We start from the raw sequence: 24,475 nt of genomic DNA on the forward strand, positions 1-24,475 counted from the left end.
GCGACTGAACTATCGCCGCAGAGACTGGGACGGTAGTGCGTGAGAAGTCCTGGTGATTAGCGACCGATTACGTTCTCCAGGACACGCGTGATCTCATCACGGGCTGCGGTGACGCTTTCCAGGTCACCCGAAATGAACAAGCGTCCCGCAGCTCCGATCATCTGAACATCGACAAGCGTTAGATTCGGGGCGACGCGTTCGGCACTGTTGGCTGCAACGGCAGCGAAGAGAGCAGGCGCCATCTCGTAGACCAGCAATGCCGAACCTGGTAGCAACATCGACGCGTCACGGGTGCGGTTAAGAATGACCGCGTGCTGGTCGCCTATTTCTTCAATGATGTCGCTGTACAGAATCTTTGGTTTGAGCTGATCTTCAGCCTTGGCGTCAAGGATCTCAAGGATCGCCTTACCCGCCTGATCCACAACCTCAGCGCTAGAGCTATGCACCTCAAGGATGCCGTACTGCCGCTCGACGTACAACAATCCCGGCTCGACCTCTGGAGTCGCTTTCAGCGCCGCGTCGATCACCCGTTGAATGGCCAACGCGGGTGCAACTTCTACGATCAGTGAATGGTCGCCGGCCTTCGGCGGATATCCCCGGGCACGTGTCGGCGTTGCCATAGTGGCCGCGAACTGCCGCTGCATTCCTTCGATTCGAAGATAGACGCGAAGTTCGGTGGATGGCTTCGCATTTTCGGACGCGACCGGCGAAGACACACGCTTCACGCCGGCTGCAGGCTTCGCAGTTTCGGACTCGACCGGCGAAGCCTCACGCTTCGGGCTTGCTGCAGGCTTCGTTGTCGGCCTCGTCATCACTGATCCCCGTTGATCATGAAGTGCTTAGAGAGATCAGAATGGGGGCGAGGAATGACGTGAACGGAAACGAGTTCTCCGATAGTGGAGGCAGTTTCTGCACCCGCCTCGGTTGCTGCTTTCACCGCACCGACATCACCCTTGATGATGACAGCGATGAGTCCGCTTCCGACCTCTGCGCGACCGACGAGGGTAACGTTGGCTGCTTTGACCATAGCGTCAGCAGCAGCGAGAGAGGCTACGTAGCCGCGGGTTTCGATCATTCCGATTGCATCACTCATTGGAGGTTCCTTCTCGTAGGATGTTGGTTGTGTTCGGGGTCGAAGGCTGGTCGAGGACTCCCACGACCAGAGCATCAGTGGGCGGGCTTCCAGACAGGTGCTGGGAGACACTGCTGCCCAACGCAACTAGCACGTGGTCGCCGATTCCGCTGCCCAGATAATCCAACGCGACATACCGCTGCTCGGTACCGTGACGTTGAACTTCCAGCAGCGCCCCGGAGGGAAAGCCGTCGAGTCGTTTGGTCGCCCATACCGGACCGATGACGGTTGCTTTGATCATGACCGGTACACCACTGTCACACCGGATTTGCGGATTCGTTCGCGAGCCAATGGCGTGATGACGACAGCACCGCCGAGCACGAGCCTGGCACCATCGGAGATGGCACGCTCGACAGTACGTTCGGTCAACGCTCCGCGCTCGATTTCGATGTCTGCCGCACCAGTGGCGGCCTCGCTCACCGCGCGAGCAGTTTCCGACGGAGTGACAACTTCGGTCTCAAGGCAGAAACGGAGTTGTCCCGAACGCACGAGCGGGCCGGTTGTCGGATCGTCGAGCATAGCGATCAGAGTGGCAACGAAACCGTTGAGTTGATCATCGTTCGAAACGACCACCGTCTGAGGTTGGGGTGAGAGCCCCAACTCCGGCAGCACATCCCTGATGACCTCGCGGATCAGGCTACGCAATCCCTCGCGGTCATCGGCAGTCATCGCCGCAACTCCAACGCAGCCGTTGCAGCCTCTGCAGCTGTGCGCACCGAATCTTCGTCCCCAGCAAGATAAACCCGGCCCGAAGCACCCATCATGCGGTAATCGACCACCTTGATCGAACTCGCTTTCTCGGCTTCGTTGGTCGCCAGAATTGCGTAGGACGCGGGTTGCATCTCCATCACGAACAACGAATCACCAGGCAACAACATCGATCCGGACTTGTTGCGGTTGATCAAAAACGCATGTTCGTCGTCAACGTTGGAAATGATCTTCGACGCAATCACCTCCGGCGGCCGGGCGTCGGCGGCCGAGGCACCCAACGCATCGAGCACTGCATCGGCCGCCAACCGCACCGCATCAGCCGAGTGTGAATGAATCTCGAGATAGCCGAACTGACGTTCGACGACCAACATCCCCGCGCGAACCTGCGAATGCTTCAAAGCCACATCGGTGAGAGCTTCGATATCAAGACCAGGTGCGATTTCGATCACCTGGGCTGACATATTCATCCGGGGCAAACTACCGCGCACGAACGTCCCGAGATAGCACATCGTCTGAGGCTGCAGTTTGTCGATGAAAATGAATGATCGGAGATCAGCCATGACTTTGACCAATCAACCCGCGCAACTCTTCGACAATCAGCCGACGCAACTCCTCACGCATCCCACCATCACCCAACACGGCACCAGAATCAATGCGCGACTTACCCACAACCGAAGGTCGCATGGATCCGAAATCGGGGAAGTTATCGGACAGGGGGTAAGCAGTTCGCTTCCACTGTACGAGGTGCTCAGGCGCGAGGTTCTCTCCGAGAGAACTCCCACCCACAAAGCCTGTGCCGATGGACATAGTCACCGCAAGTCCCGTCCCGATACCTGCGTTGCCGAGGCTCCCACCGATATTTGCAGCAATTCGGTGGACAGGGAGGCGCTTCGAGTAATCGAGCACATTTTGAGGATTCTCGCTGTGAATCACGCCTGAGTGCCCGATTCCGACGTTCTCGACGAGCGCTACGGCTGCTGCCGTAGCGTCCTCGAATGACGAAACTTTCAGGACAGCTAGCACCGGACTCAGTTTTTCATGTGTCAGGGGTTCAGCGTCCACGATTTCGTCAATCGGGGTAAGAAGGAGCTTGGTATCACGAGGGACGTGTACACCGGCATTTTTGGCAATTTCATATGCCGGTCTACCGACAACTTTGGTGTTGAATTTTCCGCCGGGGTACATGTATTGGCGAATAGATCGGGTCTCGGACGGGCTGCAGAGATGAGCACCTTGGTGGACCAGTTGCTCCGTCATACGGTCGGCAATCGAATCGACCATGATCAACACAGACTCCGCCGTGCACAGGATGCCGTTGTCGAACGACTTGGACTCGACAATGGCCCTGGCCGCTTTGGTCACATCTGCGCTTTCATCGACCACGACTGGAGCGTTTCCTGGCCCCACCCCGATAGCTGGGGTGCCCGAACGGTACGCCGCCTTGACAACTGCTGATCCACCAGTCGCGAGGATCAGCTTCACTCGTTCATCGGCCATTACCGATTCTATTAGTGGCACGGATGGGTGTTCCAAAATTTGGACGACGCCATCGGGCGCACCAGCCTCTGTCGCTGCTTGGCTGAGGATGCGTGCAGCTTCGATGCTCGTTTGTACAGCAGCGGGATGTGGGCTGATCACGATGGCATTGCGCGTCAGCAAGCAAGACAGCACCTTGAAATACAGGTTTGCAACTGGGCTCGTTGACGGAGTGACAGCGAAGATCACGCCAGCTGGAACTGGATACAGCAGCGTCTTGCGATTGGGATCTGCCTGATGCCCCACTAGATCCAAATCGCCGTATTCGCGGATGAACCCAGATGACAACGCGTCATTCTTGGCGACTTTGTGCTCGAAAACCCCGAAACCTGTCTCGATAGCTGCCTTTTCGGCGAGCTGACGACCGTTTCGTTCTGCGACGTTGGCCACAGCCCTCACAATGCGATCGACCTGCGATCGGTCGAAAGTGGCAAACGCTTTCGCTGCATCCTGTGCACGCTCCAGAATGGCATCAACTTCAGCGGAGAGATCAGATCCTGTTGTCTTCACTTCGACCTTCCATAGATTGCTCCGCGGGCCCCGGCTAACCGACCAGCCGAATCAGCCTGTTGAACCCGTGATTTGAAATGGTTGTAAAAGGTTGCCTCTACGGTCTCATGACATCGGCGGTGTGTCAAGAAACACTGATGTACTGGTGGAGACCCCAAGTCGCCCTCAGATGGCAGGGCACGAGGAGCACGCTCACCCTGCCCAGCATTGCGGTTGTGGTTTGCATATGGTCGCTATAAGGTGTTCCAATACTGTGACTGGGCTCACCACACATCGAAGTGGCAGTCCTTGCGGGCAGCGTTGGCCTGCTTTCATTCCAAGGAGATTCACACATGTCGGAGAACGCTGCTGCCTACGAACCATTCGCCCGCGCGGCACTTGCGGAGTACGGATTGAAAGGTGCTGCTCTCACACTCATCAGCTTTTCTGAGAACGGCACTTACCTCGCTCAGCAAGGCAACGAGCGCGTCGTAATTCGCGTTCACAGACCGGGGTACAACAGCCTGGCGGAGATCGAGTCGGAACTCTCCTGGATGGCGAGCTTGCGTGCCGCGTCGTCAATTCAAACGCCTCAAATTCGGCTTACGAATAGCGGTCGTTCGGTCTCTACGGTTCAAATCGAGGAAGAAACCCGCTTTGTCGATGCGTTCGAGTTCGTTCCGGGCATCAGCGCTGAAGACGAGGAATCCGGGATTCGTTACCGGGATCTGGGAGTCATCACGGCGACATTGCATCAGCATGTCCAGCAGTGGGCACTGCCGGAGGGGTTCACTCGATTTCGGTGGGATCTGAGCACAATGCTTGGAAAAGACGGGCGCTGGGGTGACTGGAGAAGCGCTCCAAATTTGGCCTCGGACGATCGCGACGCGATCGAAATCGCCGAAAACCTCGTGCGAGACAGGCTCGATAAATTCGGAACCGGTCCGGACCGTTTCGGACTCGTCCATGCAGACTTGCGGATGTCAAACCTTATCGTGCAGAACGGCGACATCGTCGTAATCGACTTTGACGATTGCGGATGGTCCTGGTTCCTAACCGACCTAGCAGCGGTGATCACATGGAACGAAGCGCACGCAGAATCTCACGAGGTAGTGCAAGACTGGTTGCGCGGGTACGTCAGCGTCGCTGAGCTGAGCTCTGAAGCTGTAGCCGAAATTCCGACCTTCGTGATGCTTCGGCGGTTGATGATCACTGCGTGGATCTCTTCCCACCCCGAATCCGAGCCGGCCCGAACCTTAGGCGGGCACTTAGCTGCTGAAACCGCGACCCTCGCGCGACGCTACGTGAATGATCCAAGCTGGTTTGCGTTCGATCTCCCCTCGCTAACCGCTAGCGAGTCTATTGAACCAAACCTGGAACACACTGATGTCTGAGTTGTTGGAGGCTCTAGGCGATCCACTCGCTGATGCCTTCTTCGGCGTCGGCGTTTTGATCGCGCTCATGCTCGCTTTGATGGGCATGGCGCGAGCACGTTGGGGTTCGCAGTGGGATCGCTGGCTGACCCGATTTCCCCAAGCTGGGCCGGCGGTAGCCGCGCTGCTATCGCTTCCACCCGGATGCAGCGGGGTGATAGTGACCGTCGCTCTATACGCCGAACGCCGCGTCACCTACGGAACAGTTGTCGCCGCGTTGCTCGCGACGATGGGCGATTCTGCGTGGGTCCTGATTGCGTTCGATCCTTTACTCGCACTGCAACTCAAGGCGGTGTTCTTAGTTGTGGGCGCAGTCGGCGGCTACCTTGTGGACCTCGCTCGCATCGAGCCACGTGCACATTCCGGTGCCACGACGTGGAGATCGGATAACACGACAACCGTCGGCGTTGTATCGACCCCCTCTCGGAACGAAGCTGGAAAACGCTCGGATGTGCGCGTTCTTCCCGTTACCTCAGCGCCGCCCACGTTCCCCGCTATGTCGCAGCCACCTCCCGTGAGCGGTCCGGGCCGCAGTTGGTGGGAAATGGCGGAGCCATGCTGTATCAATCCGGCTGACACATCGTCACGCGATGTAGACCGACGATCCGATGGTTTCGTCCTCGCATTTTGGATCGCGATCATAGTGGGAATCGTGTTCGCAATTCCCACTGAATTCCTCGGTGTTCAAGAGGACACCATTTCCGGCTTCGCTGGATCGCATACATTCTTGGGAGTGGGTGTCGCCGGTTTTGTGGTGGCGGCGGCCGTAGCTGTCCGCGGCAGACTCCATCGACGCAACTGTCACTGCGTCGATACAGCCAGTATCCGAGTTATATTGCGACACACTGCTTTCAGAGCTGCCACGATGGTTAGCATTGTCGGTGTTGTGTCTATGCTGTTGGCGATTATCACCGAACTCACGGGTTTCGAGCCGGGCTCTTTGCCCTTCTACGGGATTCTGGGCATTGTCGTCGGCGCCGCTCTCGGCCTATTGCCATCGTGTGGACTTGAGGTTGTCATGGCCAGCCTCTTCGTCGCCGGCGGGTTGCCCCTGGCCGCCTTGTTGGCATACTTAGTCAGCCACGATGGAGCAGGGCTCATCCCCCTTTACGCTGTCCACCGGCGGTCAGCTCTGATCTCGACTGTCTTGACGACCGTTCCAGCAATACTTGTCGGTCTCGTCGCACTAACGCTCACCTAAGATCGACACTACGTCCAGCAAACACGAAAGGACTCACACAATGACGCTATCGAATCGTGACCTTGAGGCCATATTCGAGCAGTCCCCCGCGAATTTGGTCGTAGTCGACAATGACCTTCGAATCGTTGCGGCGACTGACGGCTATCTGAAGATGGCAATGCGTACTCGCGACGGCTTGATCGGGCAGATGTTTCTCGAAGCATTCCCTGACGACCCGAACGATCCGGAAGCCAAGGGAAACAGCGTGTTCATTTCCGCTATCGACCAGGTGCGGCGGAGCAAGAAGACCGAATGGATCCCAGGCGCTGTTCGTTATCCCGTCGAGCGTCCAGCCAACGAAGGCGGCGGGTACGAAGAGCGTTGGTTTACAGCCGTAAATGCACCCGTCCTAGACGACAATGGAGAAGTTATTTACGTCATTCACGGAAACGAAGATGTGACGGATTCCATGTCCAAGGACTAAACACCTAGTCCGATCAAAACTGGTTGATTCTCAGCATATTGGCGGTGTCTACGGTCTATTCGACGCAGACATCGCCATGTTGTTTCCTGGGTGACGCATCAGACTGTCTACTGAGACTGCCCCACAATGCAGGGTCATCCTAGACAACAGAAAGTCTTTCTACCTATCATTTTCTATAACAAGAAGGCCTTCAGCCTGACGCACAAGAGCTAATTTCAGGCATTCAGACCAAGACCAGCCTCGCCAATCTCCATTGACTCGCTTGCATGGCGAAAACTTTCAATTCATTTCCAGGTTGAATCGATTTGTCACGATAGAGTCGAAACTAAACAACCACCACTAGATCCTGAATTCAGGAGTCAGTTCTCATTCGCGCGAATTCCCGCAAAACCATCACGCAGGTCAGTCGAGCATTCTAACGGAACATTGAGCGCATCAGCACTCCAATTTTACGACAAAAGGAAAATATGAATGCCGCAGCTAGAAAAATTGACATTGAATACGCTTCCCCAAAAAAGTTGAATACCATTTCTAGCCGAACAAATCATTGCCCTGATTGTTTCCACATAATTAGTCGTGGAACTACACGATGTTTCCATAACGCGAATAGCTGGGCAGTAAGATCATCCGGCGCTCTCGTAGTGCTTGACGGCGACAACCGTGTCATCCGGTCATATAGCCAAGGCATGTGGGAACTGGATGAGCAGAATTCACTCTCATCCGAGGACGAAGAGATTGTACTGTCCGGCAACAAGATCGATAAGAGCAGCTTTTCTCAATCGAAATCGACACCCGGCCCGCGGTCATTGGAAATGTCAGTTTTGATGACCCCAGACATGAGTAATTTTTCTGGCAATGTCCATGGCGGCGCCCTTCTCAAACTACTTGATCAAGTCGCATATGCCTGTGCCACCCAATATTCCCGGTCATATGTAGTTACCCTTTCCGTCGATCGGGTTATTTTTCGAGAACCAATTCACGTAGGTGAACTGGTAACATTTTCGGCAACTGTCAACTACACAGGCCGAACTTCAATGGAAGTCGGCGTTAGGATAGTGGCGGAACGTATCGAGACAGGAGAGCGACGGCATACAAATAGTTGTTACTTCACAATGGTGTCGGTGGACGAATCGGGGAGCCCAAAACCCATCTGTCCGGCAACCCCAAGAAACGAAATTGAACGTGAACGTCATACCGCTGCGCGCAATCGACGTCTGACTCTAGAAGCTGTGCGCAACGCACAGTCCTCTGATTTGACCTGAGATTCAGACACCAAACAGGATCGATAGCAAAAATACACTGCTGTCTCTTCCTCCGCGTGCTGAATGCGGTCGGTGATAATTTTAGCGAACTTTCCAAACTTCGACGACAGTGCGCCGGTGCGGCTCGCTGGTGTACTCACGGGAGTAGAACGGTTCTTCGGCGAGGGTGCGCCCCAAACTGCTCCACCCTTCCGTTGTGTTTGAGAGGTGTACGGCTTGATGCGGTAACGCCACGCTTCTTGCGATGAAGCGGTGAAATCTGGTGCCGGTAGCATGGTCCGTCCAATCGACCACGCCGATGCAGAAACCGGTATCCCCCGCTAATGCGCCTCCAAGTGAATCGGTAGGTATCGTCAGTACGAAGGTCTGGGATTACATGCCCATCCAGCGCACCCCACGATCCCCGACCGCCACAGGGTCGGGGATCGTGGGCTCGATCGAATCCATGCGACGACCCCGGACTGGTCGGCCCCACGCTCTCGATCAGAGTTCGTCTACCTTCGACAGTCAGTGGAGCTTTGCGATGTGGCAAAGGGCTGGTCCTCCTTGGTCGAGAACGGTTGTGACGCAACTCCCCTTCTCACCCCGAGGACCAGCCACCCATCTCAGTCCCACGTCAACAACGACCATTCCCGCAACCTCTAGACCCGGTGTTGGAATGCTTCGCCTCTGTACAAGTTGTTCGGAGGACACGGCACGGCTGCCAACTCGTGTCAGGCAGCTGCCGGGTGACCGAACCCCTCCGAATAGACCGCCAGCTTTTGCACCCGTCCGGATCTCCCGTCGAAACGGAAGTACTCGCACTCCCTGATAAGCGTTACCGAGACCTTGTCTTCACTTCGATCGAGAATTTCGCGGAACGGCCTTCGGCTTCGCGGTTGCCAGGCAGATACGCGAGTGCGACGCAGCGGGTGGTGCGTTCGACAAGAGTTCCGATGGCGGAGTTGTGGTTCTCACCAGTGATGAGGTCGCCTTCCCAATGACCGGGCAGGGCTCTGTCTTCGATCTAAGTCGCTGATCATGACCACGGAGTCGTGTTAGCGGGATTGCCCGCTGCTGCAGCTTGCCGGCGCGACCTTTCGACGGGCACGGCCCGCGCGCAGCGACTCTATGCAACTCACGTCACAGCGCGTTCCGACACTGGTTTGTAAAGGTAAAGTAGATTTTCGTCGGCCACGTGCATCCCCTGATTAACAGGGAAATCGCAGCAAGGTCCGACCAATCTGCTTCAGGCACCACCGCAGAACAAGTTTTGCCTGGATGCAGGCACGCAGTTCGTCGAGCTGAGCGACTTGCCCGGCTTCGGTCGAGGTCTACGGTCCGGTTGATGGCATCGTACGGCGGTGGGTGCCGATTTCCGCGTACGGTTGCGGCGCACTTCACCGTGAATGTCGGTGGATTCTGCAAGGTTTCGCGAGCGACCGACTATCTCGCCCCTCGCCGGCAAGTCGGTCGGCGTTGGTCACACGATCGCCCTCATTCAAACAGCGCGCAGACACAAGAGGCCGGTACGGCCGCAGCTGCGAAATGTGGTCGTACCGGCCTTTGTCTCGTTCGGTCCCCACCAGATTCCAGCGCACCAAGACTTCGTCATTTGATAGTTCACGCCGACGATTCTCACTGCTCCACTTGCAGCCGATCTCAGCGTCACGAGTTCCAAGAACTACTCTCGTACCTCGTTCGATCGTCGCCGCCCCTGCGGGATTTCACGGTTTGCGCAAATCTCGAACGTACAACTGCAGATCTCGAACGTACAGCTCCTGATGAAGTCAGGTGCAACGATCCTTGGAACTCAAGCCAGAAGTTGACGCCACAGTGCTGTAGCCGGATTACGACTCTCTCTGTGACGTCACTTCCGGACTGGCTCCTATTCGGTAACGCTTTCTCGTGACGTGTCTTCCGACTCAGAGATGTTCTGTCCTGACCTGTTCCCGTGCGAAGGGGAACGCCTCTGCAAAGCAAATGGAACGTATAGAATAACCGTCAGAATTACTGTGAGGATAGGTGCCAGCAACGACAACTTCAATGAGCTCTCTTGCTCGACCAATATAATCCCCGCGACAGACGATATGATCCATGCAGCGAGCGGCCAGCTTAGTACCTTCCCCGGAACCTTGCCGTTTAGTTCCGCTTCAGTCTTTCGACCGTTGATGATCAACCAGAACACCACGATAATCACCCAAGAAGTGATAAATACACCCTGCCAAGCGAGGGCTGTATTCAGGTAGCTAACAACATCGGTCAACATGAAGACATAAACACCAATTCCGACCAAAACCACCCATAGTACACGCGGCGTAGCCCGCCCTGTGATCTGTTCAACGAAACGCTCAAGGTTTCCGGACGCCGAGAAAAAATTGGCACTCTGAATACGGATTTGCGAAACAAGGAAAATAAAGAGACCGACACCACCCAATGCGCTCAAGATTGCGCTAATTATGGCCCCTTGACTGTTTCCTTGATTCCATGCAGAGGTTAGATAGATTCCACACAAACCTGCAATGGGGAAACAAACGACGTAGAAGACCCATCCGAAGGTGATGTTAGCGTGGAACTTCGAATCCTCTTTTCGTCCATGCCGTGCGAAATCAAATGTGTACATCATCATGACCCAAGTGCCCATGAACATGAGATATGCCATCAGCCAACCGGGAAGTGGAAGGTCGGCAGGAGCAGGCGATGTGAGCCAGCCGTCTGGGTAGCCTTGCTTAACCGTTGTTGCGATGATAATCGCTATCAATCCGAAGACATAAAATGGAAGCAAAATCCCGTTAAGACGATCCAGCCAATTCTGGATCCCTCCTGCTACCAAGGGTACGGAAACCAAAATGATGACCAGATACCAGATCTTGATGTTCCCGCCAAAATACTGATGCAAGGCGATCGACATCAAAGATCCTTCAAAGGTGGCAAAATACAGCGCCGTAACGCCGAAGAGAAGAGCTGCCACCGCAGATCCGCTGGCACCAAACACTCGATTAGAGAATAGGCTAACAGTCTCGCCAGTCTTGATTGCGCGCCGCGCCAGCATCGCTGTAATGACACCGTATGTCATTACAGTGAGAACCATCGCCACGATTGCATTCATGGGACCCACTGCAGTGCTGGCAGCCTGCCCAATAAATAGCCAGATCATTGCCGATGTCATTCCCCAGAAGGCCATGAAAAGCGACCACCGCGGTACCCGATCGCCCTCCGGTAGCGCTGCCACTCCTGGACTTTCTTCGCCCTTACTTATGTTGGACTGCATGTGTATTCCGATCTCTTTTCTTCAGGCTTCGCTGAGGTTCGCCGACGATGGCGATTGAATGGGGAGCAGCAGAGATTAAGAGTGACTTATCGCCACGGGGCAGCCGGATAATTTTGGACGCTCAGAAGTCGTCGCAAACATCCCTGGGGTGCTGAACATTGACAACCCGAAAACGGACGCAGCCCGATTTGTCGATGCCCGGTCAGCTTCGGAGCACGTATTCAGAAAAGATCACGTCTACCTCGGTCCAAATAGATGGTGGGGCTACCTAAAATTGATCAGGCACGCTTGGGCAGGCATTGACAAACGCCATGGGTTCACATCCCGTAGCCCCTCGAATCGGCGTGCTCCACAAATGACGGCTGTCCGGTGTGTTGACCGTCACAACAGAGTAGATCCCTGCTGCAACCATTGCAACCCATTGGGCGGATTTTTTGGTTGTCTCCTGGTTACATTCGCGTTACTGAAGTACGCTCCGTACTCACTCTCGGATCCGTACATTGCGTTCGAACGGAACCTTCGAACGGTGAGACACTCCGCGAACTCTTGCCCAGCACGACGCGACAACCTAGGCTCTCGGCCGGGCCCTGAGCACCCCGTCGGCATGACGATCGATGAGTTCCATTGCAGTGGAGGCATTTTGAAGTTCGTCCAGCACTCAGCGCGGACACGGAAGGTTTAGAAGCAGGTGGTTGTCATGAGATTCTCGTCAAACAGAACTGGTGGATCGCGATGCCCTCACTCACTGTCAGAATTGGTCGCACGACTCGAAATAATCTCGAACATCTTGCCAAGTCCAGGGGACAGACAGTCAGCCAGTTCGTCCGCGCCTTGATTGAGCAGTCAATCGCATGTGAAGGTGGTCCGAGCGACACGGACGTCTCTCGTCCGGTCGCCCCAGCAAGCGAGTAGCCCGATTCATTTCAATGGCTTTGCAATTGTGGCCAATCACCGAGGTGGAACTGATTCATATTCAGGCAGTCGTCACGACCACGACTGTTGAACGACTCGATGCACCGGTTCCGCACTTGACCAGGCCGAACGCAGCCTATAAAAGGCTGACCCGCGGAACGTTAGCAGCACTTCGAAATGCACTCCGCCTCGTTGTCGCACCGCAGCACCTGCGTTGGGTCCCCCAGGGCGCAAACGACGTCTCCCAGCTGCGACGAGACCCTCAGCGGAAATGGATCTCTCGACCACGATGAGCACCGTCCGACGAAGATGTTCGACGACGATCAATGCAAACCAGAAAGCGGCGGCCGCTGATGGCAGAATCGAACTGACAGTCGTTTGCCCACAACACTTTCGGTGCGTCCACCTCGGCCATCGGAGTCGCCGAAGAGCTGACCCGCTTCCGGATCTTGTGGACCGTCACCCACAGCACTTCCTCACGCCAAACACACCGCACGTTCTTCCTGCGGATCACCCAGCCAGCGACACGCGAATCTGCCCACGCCCGCCGGAGCCCCTTCGCTGGTCGGCTTTGGCGCAGTCCCGCAACCACTTCCAAAGATCGGCAACCGGATCGCCGGGGGTTCCTCGCTACTTTTCTGTCTTGGGTCGATCGCGGTTGACCAGCAAACTTGCACGCGAACCTCTCGGACGATCCGCGCCGCCCAGCGGCCGTCACCGAGTGCTGCGGTCACCGCGGCGAGAACACCAAGTCTGTTGAAGCACGACGACAGTGGTCGAGCGCAGAATCTTCCCGAGCGATCTCCTTGAGCGCAACCTTTTTCGAGCTCGTCCTCGGCGTGGATTTTCTGGAGTAAGGCATTTCGTTCTTGAGTTCTTCGAACCCTGTGGCGTCTCGGTCTCCACGCCGCCATACCGCTTACGCCAGTTGTAACGGGCGGGCACTGAACGACGTCGAGTGTCGGGCATATCCACGCTGTCAGTGTCTTGGGGGGCGAGTTCGCCGCCGTGACACAGTTTGCGGTGAATCCGTTCGGGCATGTGCCGTCGACTCCAGGCATGGGACAACACCTTTCATGCCCTTGATCAAGGCCAAAGGATTCGCACAACCGCCTTGACGTGGCAACGATTGAGTCGAAAACTGCTTGAATCAACACTATTCGACAATTTGTCAAACAGTGTCCGTTCGCGCCATCTCGGATGCCGTCCCTGCTTGGTGTCTCCACAAGCGGCATGAGCATCGACGACGAGTCGACCGAGCCGACGTCGCTACAGGGTACTCTTGCTACCCCTTAGACGAAAGTCGGTTTCCTTCGGGTCATCGAACCGCTGTAGTTCCGGAGAACCTACTGTCCCCGATCACGGTGCAGCCGGTCCCTGTGGAGGGCACAACGACGCCCGCAGATACCGGCATGCGAGGCGATCCGCCTGTCACGACTGGCGTGCTTCCGGATGAGTGAAGACAGACGCCGGCCCTGTCGCGTTCGATACAATCGTGCTCTGCCACTGTCGGAGTTCGCCCCGTAGAAGCAAACTTCTCCATCACGAACACAGTCGGCTTCGACATCGGTGGCGCGTATCGACCGTACGCCTCAAATCATGCATTAGTTCACCTGATCACCAGCCTCCCAATACTGCGCTCGAAGCTTGAACTTTTGCAGCTTGCCCGTGGCCGTGCGCGCAAGTTCATCTCTGAACTCCACCGACGTCGGCGCCTTGTAGCCCGCGAGCCGCGTTTTGCACCAGCGGATCAATTCAGCTTCCAGATCGGTGGTCGGTGCCGCATCTGTAGTAAGCACGACAAGCGCTTTGATTGTCTCACCCCATTTCTCGCTCGGTACCCCGATGACACACACTTCGGCGATCGCGGGATGTGAGAAGAGTGCGTCCTCCACCTCGATGGAGGAGACGTTCTCGCCGCCGGTGACGATGACATCTTTCTTGCGGTCGGAGATCGTGAGGTAGCCGTCCTCGGAAATATATCCACCATCCCCGGTGTGGAACCATCCGCCGGCCAACGCAGCCTCGGTCTCGAGTGGTTTCTCCCAATATCCCTCGAGAATCACGTTGGACTGGGCCAGCACCTCCCCCGCAGTCTCTGTCGATTCGTCGATCTTCAACCGGACGCCAAGGGCGGGTGCGCCTGCACGAGTGAGCTTCTGGGCACGGGCTTCCGCCGGAAGATCGTCCCATTCTGCTCGGCTCCGGTTGATCGTCAGAAGCGGTGAGGTCTCGGTCAAGCCATAGATTTGGATGAACTCCCACCCAAGCTCTTCCTGCAGGCGGACGACCGTTTTGGTTGGCGGTGGTGCCCCGCCGCCAACCATTCGGACCCGGTCACGTCCCGGTAGCTCGCCATCCCACGTGCGGGCCGCCTCGAGAACAGCAGCCGCAACCGCCGGGGCGCCGCACAAGATAGTGACGCCATGGTCTCGGACCCGTCGCAGTATCTCCGTTCCATCGATCTTCCGTAGCACGACGTGTTGAGCACCGACGCCGGTCATCGCGAACGGCATGCCCCAACCGTTCGCATGAAACATCGGCAGAGTGTGCAGATACACATCGCGGTCACTGATCTGCACATGCAGGCCGAGAGTCAGCGCGTTCACCCAGATGTTCCGGTGTGTGATCTGGACCCCTTTGGGTCGAGCGGTCGTCCCGGAGGTGTAGTTGATGGTCGCCGTAGCCCGCTCATCGTGCTCCCACGCCTGTGGCTCAATACCCGGACCCGCATAGAGGTCTTCGTCGTTTCCCAGAACGAACTTGTGCTCACATCGGACGCCGACCAAAGAATCCGCGAGTTCCGGATCCACGTAGAGCACGCGGGCCCCCGACTGATCGACAATGTATTGCACTTCGTCAGCGCTCAATCTGAAGTTGACAGGCACCAGCACCCGTCCCCAGCCGCTGACACCGTAATACGAGATGAGGAGACGACTGCTGTTCTTGCTGACGATCGCTACGCGTTCTCCCACCTCGATACCTAGTTCGTCGAGCTTGGCGGCCTGACGCTGCGCCAGACCCCTGACCTCCACGTAGGTCAGTCCACCAAGATCGGATTGGTGTGGCTCATCCACCACACCAATCCTCTCCCCGTACACAGAGACCGCACGGTCTAGAAAATCGTTGACACTGAACGGAACGAACATTGAAACCTCCCGATGACCGACCTGCTGCCTGACGGTTGAAACTCTCTCCCTCAACAGTTTCCTCGTCAATACATTTCAAACTCCTGAGGGTCCGAGCTCGCGATGGGTAAAAGCAAGGGCGGCAACGAATTAGCGAACTACGATTGCGAAACGCCATAGCCGCGGGACAGTTGGCGCCTCAGTTCGCCACAAACGACATCGAAGGAATCTCGAGCTCGGGTGGCAGGCTACATAAGTCTCGTCGACAAACAACCGAGATGGCTGCCGGACGAAACATCGTGTGACGCCCAGCAGTGTCCATCGATCCTTTGCACCCTGCCAAACGACCTTCGAGAACGGGGTTGCGGAAGGGTTCATCTCCACTCTGCTTCGATTGTCGATGCCGCGAGACGCGGGAATACTTGCCGGCGAGATTTCCTCTGCAAATTCTTATGCCGTCCACGTTAGTGCTTGCCCCAGCAAACTCAGTCCAGGAACCGGTTCCTGACGTGTGTACGGCCTAGCGCATTGCGTCGAGTGCGTGAGTGAGATCAGCTATAAGATCTACCGTGTCTTCCAAGCCCACTGATAGTCGAATCATAGAATCTGTAATGCCTCGCCGACCCAATTCCTCTGCGCTGAGCCCATGGTGTGACGTTGCAGTCGGCTGTGAAACCAAACTTTCCACTCCACCGAGGCTGGGGGCGAGTGAAAAGATCGATAGACGGTCGACGACCTGAGCGGCCGCGTGAGCGTCTCCGGCGACTTCGATGGTTAGCATGCCGCCGAAGCCACTCATCTGAGCGGACGCAAGTTCATGTCCCGGAAACGATTTCAGGCCCGGATAAAAGACCCGTGTCACGCGACGATCGGATTCAAGTTCGTCCGCGATCGCTTGGGCTGAGACGGTTTGAGCATTTACTCGAACTGCGAGAGTCCGCAGGCTTCTTGATAGCAGTGCAGCAGGTTCTGGCGCAATCGAAGTTCCGAAATTCTTTCGCCACGGCCAGATCGGATCTATCAGCTCCGCGTCACCGAGCAATAGACCTCCGGTAACGTCCGAGTGTCCACCAAGAGACTTCGTCGCAGAATACAACACAATATCAGCACCGAGAGCGTGGGGGAGCTGATTAACTGGTGAAGCAAATGTATTGTCGATGGCAACCAGAGCTCCAAAGCTGTGAGCGAGTGCAGACAACTTTGCGACGTCGAAGATTTCCAAACGGGGGTTGGTGGGTGTTTCAAAAAAGACTAGCCGCGTACCGCTCTCGAGAAGCCCCTCGAGCCGTTCAATCTCACTGCCCAACAAGAAATGTGCCGAAATTCCGAGAAGTGGAAGTTGATCGGTAAGCAATTCAAGCGTGCCTCCGTAAGCATCACCGATACATACGATCCCGGAACGACCATATGCAGCAAAAAGTGCGGTAATAGCTGCCATACCAGAGGAGAAGGCTAGCGCTTTTTCGACTCCCTCGATCGAGGCCATCGTTTCTTCCAGAGCGACGACGTTGGGATTTAGCCCCAACCTACTGTAGAGGCTTCCTTTCGTTCGACCTTCTACGACGTCAAGAAGTGCTGCAGTATTTTGGAAAGTAAAGGTAGTCGTATTGTAGATCGGTAAGTGCGGCGCTCCCAACCCATCCCGGGTGGTCGATGCGTGTATCGCTCGTGTAGATTGACCTCCAGTGGAGCTATCCATATTGTTCTCCGTTACGAATCATTGAAATTGCGGATCGGGCGACATCCCAAGGACAAACTCATCGTCATCGCCACCACCTCATCTGATGATATTCATATCAATCCCTAGAAACAGAGTATAGATTTATCAGGCGGATCTGACGAAGCCAATATAGAGTGTACATTCTCTCCAGCACTGTGCGAAGAAGATCTACTGTTTCTCCGAAAGTTGTTACGCCGAAAGGCTGCCACCCAACCGTAGTGCAGTTGTTACCGAATCGAACATTGTAGCCTTGATAGCCCCGAATGTACCGTTGTCCTTGTGAGATATATTTGAGACATATTCGAGGCTTGTAGGCAATAAATCGCCCTCAGATGCGGTCCCGTCGACCATTGCGATAGCCGCCGCGTCGGCCCCGCCGAATCGTCGGCCGGTCGTCATGGCTGTGATCGCAGCTTGAGGTGACAGCTTCGCCTGAATCAAAGCTGCCATACCGGTTGTGAACGGAATATTGATATCAACCTCTGGAAAACAGAAGTAGCCACGGTCTTCGCGCATGAAGCGGTAATCGTGTGCGATAGCAAACATGGAACCTGCGCCGAACGCGTGTCCATTCACTGCGGCAATGGTTGGCATAGGGAAAGTCAGAATCCTGCTAAACAGTCCCTGAATTTGTTCAACGTACCACTCGCCGCGGCCCTCGTTAGATTCGAGCCACTCTAGGTCGAGGCCGTTGGAATAGAATTTCCCACTGCCCACCGTCAGCAACGCCTTTGCGTTTGCTTCGACTTGGTCTAGGTTCGCGTTGACTGAGTCCAACCACTCCGGGGAAAAGCGATTCTCTCCGCCACCTAGGTTAAGCATTGCGACATTGTCTCGGAATTCAAGCGTTACAGTCACGTTTTCCTTCTTATCTTGATTTGAAATAGCGGTCATCGATCATCTCGCGTCCAAAGCCCCCGAACTCACCACATCCGCTTTCGAGAAGCTGCAGGCTTCCTATCAGGTTTCTATTTTCTCCTGAACAGAGCATTAACCGAGATAGAAATCATGCAACGGATTTACATCGATCGATCTTTAGAATCCCCGCCGGCTGAGATAATTTCAGAGATACGTTTACGATACTCCATTATCGATATGCCGAACTCTACAAAAATATCTTCTGGATCTGGCCCATCGAATGGCATCCATTTTTTATGAAAGTCGAGCAGAATCCTCTCCTGTTTGTTCAATTGCCTCTCCACCGTCAGGGCTCGTCGTATGAGAATACTACGAACTTACAATTATATTTCATTCGATTCAAAAGTCGATCGGCAGTACAACGTCAGACTTGCCAGGCTCGAATATCGGTTCTCTGTTCGGTAGTGTCTCTCACTGCCGCAGATTCAGTCGATGTCCTACCGTTCATTCGCCTCTCATTAGAAAACTGAGATATCAGTCTACCCTGCAATTTCGTAGCTCTTCATATCCGCCATCCAAATATCTGAGCGATCATTTATTCCATAGCATACAATCCACTAAAGTCCAATTTGTGTGGCACAGATTCATGAAAATAATCTGCCAAGCGCCATAGATCGCGTTGCCTTAATAGCGCCCTGAGAATAGATTTAGAGAACTGCGAGCGGATTCACCATCGAAGATGTTGACCCTCGCGTCTTGACAGGAGACATAATGAATAGGAATTCAGATCGCCCTATCACGACCAGTTCTTCAGTCTTGACATTTTCCAAGAGATGAGTTCCTGTCTCGGCGAGCATATGTTGGTGAATCAAGAAGGGCGCACCCTCCTTCTCTCCCGGCAAGACCTCGATGGCCCAGTTATCGGCTCCGACAACGGTCACTCGACGATCAGTGAGCCAGTGCGCGGCATCCCATCCAATGCCAGGGGAATCGTAGTTATAGCGATCGTTGTCAACGTTCCACAGCGCTCCGTACCCGGTGTGCAAAATTACGGCGTCTCCAGGACGCACCTCGACTTGCTGCCGTCCACACGCTTGTTCAAGATGCTCGGGAGTGATCACAAATCCTTCCGTGAGCCTCTCCGCGCCCACTACTCCTGCAATATCGAGGAGGACTCCACGCGAAACCCATGGTCGCACATTGTGAATTCCGAATTTGTTCAATCCCGCAGGCGCATAGAAATCCTTGTAGTGCACACCATTGTAATATCGTCCGCCGATACCGATGTGCCCAAACCCATCCAGATGGGTACCGATGTGATAGATCTGCGATACATGCTCTTCCATGTAGTTGAAATCATTAACCGGCCCGATGGTCATCGAGTCCATCTGCCCGTGCGCTGCCACCACCTGGCGGTACCAGCGCGCTCCTTCTTTGCCTGGCGGGGACCAGGTTGGCGATCGGAAGTCGAGGACGCGCGCCAACTCGACAACTCGCCCTTCCCTCACCAACTGAAGCGCGTCCAGCGTGCGCTCTGGAGTCAGTTCATTTCCGGTTCCAAGCTCATCGCCCACTCCGTAGCGTGAGGGCCACCATTGTGGGCTGTTCTCCCCTGTGCCGTCATAGACAGATGTACCAGTATTGACGAAGGGTTCAACATCGGCGCTTCCCTCGTCCGAAGAGTCGTTGTTGTCTACCACATCACAGGCCATGCACATGTTGCCTCCACTCAGAACCCTCGCGGTTCGCGCTACTTGGCATTGAACCCGTCCGCTCGAACGCAGCGGCGCCGTGCATGATGCTATCGGTCCTACTAACCATTGACAACCATTAATTTTTTGGCTGGATGATAGGTTGGCAGCCCACCGCACGGAACGCCCCGGGCTCAGTCCTTGCCGAAATCGACAACTAATCGGACAGTTGCTCCAGAGCACGCGCGTCGTGCGATGCCGGCACGGGAACGCACCAAAGTCCCATGCGGTTCCGGCCTGCGGGACCTGTCCGCAACTCGTGAGCTGCACTGATTGACCAAGTTCGGCCGCGTCTTCACACGCCTCTCATGCCCGCCAGCTTCCACCGCTGACAGGTGTCGGAGCACATGCGGCAGACTACTCGCCATTCTTTCGACAACTGCGCATTTCTTGGACGCAGCGGCGATCAACACTCGCAGCCCGACGAAAGATCGATGGGATCCCAGATGACAACCCAGCTCAAGCATCGCCCATCTGTTGCGCAATGCTCGACCTAAAGTAAACGGTTGGTTTCTGGTTGATTCTTGTGCATCCATCGCCGAGTGGAGGGTTCCAAGTCCGGAAATTGTACCCCGCGTGCGTGATTACCCTCAACGACACGAGCAAGACGTCGCCAATCGCGACGCGTCGGATGTATTGGTAGAGTAAATGGTTGCATGATCTTGAAGGGGCGGGCGCTTTCGCCGTAGCAACGAGCCCCAGAGGCGACTTGTCCCGCCGGAAGGCCTGCTCGATTCGGTCCTGAAAGCCCACTCTTGGAGAGAATTCCACAAGGAGTATCAATGTCCATCGATTTTAGCGCCGATGCCGGTGAAAGTTTCGGACGATGGATACTGGGCGATGACGATGAACTGATGAAGCACGTCACTTCGGTCAACGTCGCATGCGGGTTTCACGGTGGCGCCCCTAGTTGGATGCGCAATTCGGTGGAGCTGGCGAAAAGGTATGGTGTTGATCTGGGGGCACACCCAGGTTTCCTAGATTTCCTTGGATTCGGGCGGCAGAACCTTGCTGTGTCAGCCGAGGAAGTTATCGACATGTGCGTGTACCAGGTAGGTGCACTGATGGCTTTCGCCAAAAGCGCGGGCGTCCACCTCACACATGTCAAACCACACGGATCACTCAACATGATGATGAATCAAAACGCTGACTTGCTAGCGAAATTCGCCGACGCGATGCTCGCACTTCAGAGTGATCTGGACATTGTTGCCCTCGCGGGTCCCTCCGCGGAGATGTTGCGGGATCGCGGAGTTAGCGTTCGCGTCGAGGTTGTCGCAGACATGGAATATGACGACAACGGCGTGTGCATCAATGAACGCACGCCGTTGTGGAAAGATCCCCAGCACGTCGCCGCCCGCGCCATCGAGCTGGCCAGCGGTGTTTTGAAGACAGTCGGCGGCAACGAATTTGAGATCCAAGCGGACTCACTGTGCATTCATGGCAATCGCCCCAACGCGGTCGAAGTCGCGTTCGCGGTACGTGCTGGGCTGTCATCTGCTGGTCTCGAAGTCGTCGCTCCTCCGTTACAGTCGAATCCCACCAAGAATGCTCGACGGTGATCCTCAAACGCGACATACAACTCAGGTCGAGTCTGTCACGGATAAGCTTCGACCCGACCGGAGGTTCCGACTACACCGTTCGAGCGGGATAATCGTGTGAGTCGAGCAGTTCTGCGCGCTTCCTTTCGGTTCAATGACGTTTCCGGCCTCTGCACTAAGCGCTCGCTGGGGGGCTGGCAACAGGCGCTACTACTTCGACGCCGAAACGAGGCTTGATCCGCAGACCGAACGCGTCAAGAGTGAGCGCCGCGTAGCGAACGTCACGCCTCATATGCTTGCCGAACGCGGTCCGACCTGACTGGTGACCGATCGCCACAATCGCCGCGCAACTCAGTACCCCTTCCTCGTGTGAGTGCCCGGCGATGACGGGCCGAATCAGACCTTCCGGATACAACGACGACGTCCAGATACCGAAGGTCGCGTCGACCGCATCCGGAAACAACTCGCCACGGCGCTCACACACCACATGGCAACTTCGCCAGGTCCTTCGGTGATCGGCAGATAGTCGCCGCAGGGAGCACAGAAAACGGATATTGAAGGGACGACGACTGGTGTGCCGGAGACCACATAGTGAGGGCAAGCGAATCGGTCGTATCTAGGGCGCGCGCGGCGCATCATCCCCTCCGTATTCGCCCTCCTGAACCAACCGACGTCGCGGTTTCTCCGACGCGATCGTTGTGGGAGTGGTCAGCGAACTGCTTCCGGTAGGCGGAAGGTGCGGTCGCAAACGCGGATGTGAAGTTCTGTCGAAAGGTCACCGTGCTTCCGAACCCACACGCCAGCGCAATTGCGTCAATGCTCCAACCGGTCGTCTCCAGGAGAACTCGCGCCTCGCTCAGTCGTTGCTGGAGAATCCAGCGTGCCGGAGTGGTTCCCGTGACAAGACGGAACTGCCGTATGAAGTTTCGTCGACTCATCCGCGCCTGACCTGCGAGGCGGTCGACAGACAGCGGCTCGTCCAGGCGTCCGAGCGCCCATTCCAGCACGTCTGCAACAGCTGTGTCGCCCGCAGGTTCCGCAAGCGGTCTCTCGATGTACTGGGCCTGACCACCCTCTCGATGCGGCGCGACGACCAGGTTTCTCGCCACGCGGGTGGCAACTGCGGATCCGAGGTGCTTGCGCACAAGGTGCAGACAAGCATCGACCGACGACACCGTCCCCGCGGACGTCATCACGTCGCCGTGGTCGATATAGAGCACCGACTCGTCCAAGCGGATACTTGGATGGTTTTTGGCGAGCGCGGGCATCATCTCCCAGTGCGTGACGGCCGAGCGACCATGGAGGAGTCCGGCGTCGGCGACGGCAAAAGCGCCGAGACACAACCCCACGATCGGGGTGCCGCGAGCGTGCGCCCGGCACAGCTTGGCTCGCAATGACTCGCTGATCGGTGAAAGTGGTAGCGGCCAGGAAGGGATGATCACGATGTCGGCCCAATCGAGTGTCCGCGGTCCCGCCACATCGCCGACCGAGTATCCCTCGACGGTCCGAACCGCGCCCGAGCGATCGGACCACAACCTGGTTTCCCAGTCAGGTGCGAGCCCGAGCCTGCCCACCTCACCGAACACCATCAACGGCGCTGCGAGATGAAACATCGTGATGCTGTCGAACGCATAGACGGCGATTCGCATTTGGTCTCTTCCACATCATGGCGCAAAGTCATCGAAAGTATGCACCCGTGCCACTCACGGATGCATAGACACCTACCGAACAATGGAAGACGACCGTCAGGATCGCCGATACGAAACCGAACCCGACCGACCTTCCAGGAGTGATGAAAGTGCCTACACCTCGCCGTGCCCTTATCGTCGTCGACGTACAGCAGGAATACTTCGACGGTCCACTGCAGATCCAGTACCCGCCGCGTGAGGAGTCATTGGCCAACATCCTCAGCGCCGTCAAGGTCGCTCGCGCGAATGACCTTCCCGTCGTCGTCGTGCAACATCGGATGCCCGAGGGCGCCCCGGTCTTTGTCGAAGGTACGCCCGGATGGTCACTTCACCCAGCGCTCGAGGATCACCTCGATCCGAAAACCAAGCGCATCCACAAGCAGTACGCGAGCGTCTTCGCCGGCACCGATACAGCCGATTGGCTGCACGCGAAAGACATCGACACCATCACGATCGTCGGGTACATGACCAACAATTGCGACCTCGGCACCGCCGTGGAAGCGGAAGCTCTCGGGTTCGCCGCCGAGATTTTGTCAGATGCCAGCGGTGCGATCCATCTGGCCAACGAAGCAGGTCAGGTATCGGCGCAGTCCCTGCACGAGACCCTCATGATTCTTTTGCATTCGAACTTCGCTGCCGTCGCAACAACAAGCGCATGGGTCGACGCCGTAGATTCCGGAACGAGTTTGCCCAAGAGCAATCTTGTCGTCTCAGCCATCCAAGGACGCGAATCAACCTCCAACTGACTGCTCAACACCACCACGAAGACAATAGATTCGAACATTCCAGATCTGCGCCGGTGCCGACCAAATCGATCGGCACCGGCCAGTATTACGACGCCCATCGGATGCTTAACGCACAATTCGTCGCGGAACCGATCGATACTCGAGACTTACAGACCGCCTCCCGTCGTGATCAACCTCGTCAACGGACGCCGCCAGGAGGTCTCCGATGCCGTTTTCGCCCATCCTCGCCAGGGAGGCATCCCCCTTCACGGGCTCCATCGCCACCCCTCCAGACCAGGAATTATCACCGCACGGGCGAGGACAATAGCCGCTTCGGTCGCGGCCTCGGCGCTGAACCTCATGTACTGCGAGGGCTGCGAAACTCGGCCCGTCGACGAACAACAGTGCGACCTCAATTCTTGGAAATCGCATTGCAATCTCTCGCACAACATCGACGTCGGAATTGTCGCCGGAGATACAGACTTTCTCCCAGTTACCGTTTAGGTGGTCCTGAACGACGGGCCGCTAGCGTGCCAGATGCCGTCCGAGTCGTGATGAGCGGAGACTGCGGTGAACGAGACGATCGGACGGTTGAGAGCGCGCACAGTTCACGACTCTCGCTCAAGGAGCAGCTCGCCACCTGGAACTATCTGGCCCACGACATCAGTTGTACAGACG

19 protein-coding genes and 1 pseudogene are annotated in these 24,475 nt (G+C 56.2%); 6 read left to right on the forward strand and 14 right to left on the reverse strand.

Going from position 1 to position 24,475, the window contains the following annotated elements:
- Positions 1–56 precede the first annotated feature (56 nt).
- From ACVZUB_RS30870 to ACVZUB_RS30895, 6 genes are all read right to left on the reverse strand, one after another.
- Complete coding sequence (locus ACVZUB_RS30870) at positions 57–716, reverse strand: microcompartment protein (RefSeq protein WP_482628955.1); 660 nt, start codon at positions 714–716, stop codon at positions 57–59.
- 95 nt (positions 717–811) lie between these two features.
- Positions 812–1,093, reverse strand: coding sequence for a BMC domain-containing protein (locus ACVZUB_RS30875; RefSeq protein ID WP_482628855.1), 282 nt, complete (start codon positions 1,091–1,093; stop codon positions 812–814).
- A complete protein-coding gene (locus ACVZUB_RS30880) occupies positions 1,086–1,373 on the reverse strand; it encodes a EutN/CcmL family microcompartment protein (protein ID WP_482628851.1) in 288 nt (95 codons plus the stop codon). Before ACVZUB_RS30880 ends, ACVZUB_RS30875 begins: the two co-directional genes overlap by 8 nt.
- Complete coding sequence (locus tag ACVZUB_RS30885) at positions 1,370–1,801, reverse strand: hypothetical protein (protein WP_482628852.1); 432 nt, start codon at positions 1,799–1,801, stop codon at positions 1,370–1,372. Before ACVZUB_RS30885 ends, ACVZUB_RS30880 begins: the two co-directional genes overlap by 4 nt.
- Positions 1,798–2,403 carry a BMC domain-containing protein gene (locus ACVZUB_RS30890; protein WP_482628853.1) on the reverse strand — a complete coding sequence of 202 codons (606 nt, stop codon included), beginning with the start codon at positions 2,401–2,403 and terminating at the stop codon, positions 1,798–1,800. The genes ACVZUB_RS30885 and ACVZUB_RS30890 overlap by 4 nt, the downstream gene beginning before the upstream one ends.
- A complete protein-coding gene (locus ACVZUB_RS30895; RefSeq protein WP_482628856.1) occupies positions 2,396–3,889 on the reverse strand; it encodes an aldehyde dehydrogenase family protein in 1,494 nt (497 codons plus the stop codon). Before ACVZUB_RS30895 ends, ACVZUB_RS30890 begins: the two co-directional genes overlap by 8 nt.
- Positions 3,890–4,221: 332 nt before the next feature.
- Here ACVZUB_RS30895 and ACVZUB_RS30900 point away from each other — a divergent pair, with 332 nt between their 5' ends.
- From ACVZUB_RS30900 to ACVZUB_RS30915, 4 genes are all read left to right on the forward strand, one after another.
- Complete coding sequence (locus tag ACVZUB_RS30900) at positions 4,222–5,262, forward strand: phosphotransferase enzyme family protein (RefSeq protein ID WP_482628857.1); 1,041 nt, start codon at positions 4,222–4,224, stop codon at positions 5,260–5,262.
- Positions 5,255–6,502, forward strand: coding sequence for a putative manganese transporter (locus tag ACVZUB_RS30905; RefSeq protein WP_482628858.1), 1,248 nt, complete (start codon positions 5,255–5,257; stop codon positions 6,500–6,502). The genes ACVZUB_RS30900 and ACVZUB_RS30905 overlap by 8 nt, the downstream gene beginning before the upstream one ends.
- 40 nt (positions 6,503–6,542) lie before the next feature.
- On the forward strand, positions 6,543–6,965 hold the full coding sequence (locus tag ACVZUB_RS30910; RefSeq protein ID WP_482628859.1) for a PAS domain-containing protein: 423 nt from the start codon (positions 6,543–6,545) through the stop codon (positions 6,963–6,965).
- 812 nt (positions 6,966–7,777) lie between these two features.
- Positions 7,778–8,227: an acyl-CoA thioesterase gene (locus ACVZUB_RS30915; protein ID WP_482628956.1), complete on the forward strand. Its 450-nt coding sequence runs from the start codon at positions 7,778–7,780 to the stop codon at positions 8,225–8,227.
- Positions 8,228–9,110: 883 nt separating this feature from the next.
- On the opposite strand, the pseudogene ACVZUB_RS30920 reads toward ACVZUB_RS30915, so the two are convergent.
- From ACVZUB_RS30920 to ACVZUB_RS30945, 6 genes and pseudogenes are all read right to left on the reverse strand, one after another.
- Positions 9,111–9,233: pseudogene (locus ACVZUB_RS30920) on the reverse strand (IS30 family transposase); the annotation flags it as partial.
- A gap of 861 nt (positions 9,234–10,094) precedes the next feature.
- Positions 10,095–11,438, reverse strand: a complete 1,344-nt coding sequence (locus tag ACVZUB_RS30925) for a purine-cytosine permease family protein (RefSeq protein ID WP_482628860.1) — start codon at positions 11,436–11,438, stop codon at positions 10,095–10,097.
- Positions 11,439–13,993: 2,555 nt separating this feature from the next.
- Positions 13,994–15,538, reverse strand: a complete 1,545-nt coding sequence (locus tag ACVZUB_RS30930) for an AMP-binding protein (RefSeq protein WP_482628861.1) — start codon at positions 15,536–15,538, stop codon at positions 13,994–13,996.
- A 499-nt stretch (positions 15,539–16,037) separates the two neighbouring features.
- A complete protein-coding gene (locus ACVZUB_RS30935; protein ID WP_482628862.1) occupies positions 16,038–17,216 on the reverse strand; it encodes a trans-sulfuration enzyme family protein in 1,179 nt (392 codons plus the stop codon).
- A gap of 210 nt (positions 17,217–17,426) precedes the next feature.
- Positions 17,427–18,095 (reverse strand): enoyl-CoA hydratase-related protein, encoded by a 669-nt coding sequence (locus tag ACVZUB_RS30940; RefSeq protein WP_482628957.1) that lies wholly within the window; start codon positions 18,093–18,095, stop codon positions 17,427–17,429.
- Positions 18,096–18,802: 707 nt separating this feature from the next.
- Positions 18,803–19,807 (reverse strand): cyclase family protein, encoded by a 1,005-nt coding sequence (locus ACVZUB_RS30945; RefSeq protein ID WP_482628863.1) that lies wholly within the window; start codon positions 19,805–19,807, stop codon positions 18,803–18,805.
- A gap of 821 nt (positions 19,808–20,628) precedes the next feature.
- Here ACVZUB_RS30945 and ACVZUB_RS30950 point away from each other — a divergent pair.
- The gene (locus ACVZUB_RS30950; RefSeq protein ID WP_482628864.1) at positions 20,629–21,405 is read left to right on the forward strand and encodes a LamB/YcsF family protein; all 777 of its coding nucleotides are present in this window, start codon (positions 20,629–20,631) and stop codon (positions 21,403–21,405) included.
- A gap of 154 nt (positions 21,406–21,559) precedes the next feature.
- Here ACVZUB_RS30950 and ACVZUB_RS30955 read toward each other — a convergent pair whose 3' ends face one another.
- The gene (locus ACVZUB_RS30955; RefSeq protein ID WP_482628865.1) at positions 21,560–21,868 is read right to left on the reverse strand and encodes a hypothetical protein; all 309 of its coding nucleotides are present in this window, start codon (positions 21,866–21,868) and stop codon (positions 21,560–21,562) included.
- Positions 21,869–22,019: 151 nt separating this feature from the next.
- The gene (locus ACVZUB_RS30960) at positions 22,020–23,033 is read right to left on the reverse strand and encodes a GlxA family transcriptional regulator (protein WP_482628866.1); all 1,014 of its coding nucleotides are present in this window, start codon (positions 23,031–23,033) and stop codon (positions 22,020–22,022) included.
- 149 nt (positions 23,034–23,182) lie between these two features.
- On the opposite strand from ACVZUB_RS30960, the gene ACVZUB_RS30965 reads away from it, so the two are divergent.
- Positions 23,183–23,818, forward strand: coding sequence for an isochorismatase family protein (locus ACVZUB_RS30965; protein WP_482628867.1), 636 nt, complete (start codon positions 23,183–23,185; stop codon positions 23,816–23,818).
- Positions 23,819–24,475: the final 657 nt, after the last annotated feature.

The sequence above is a fragment of the Rhodococcus sp. OS5 genome (assembly GCF_056837585.1).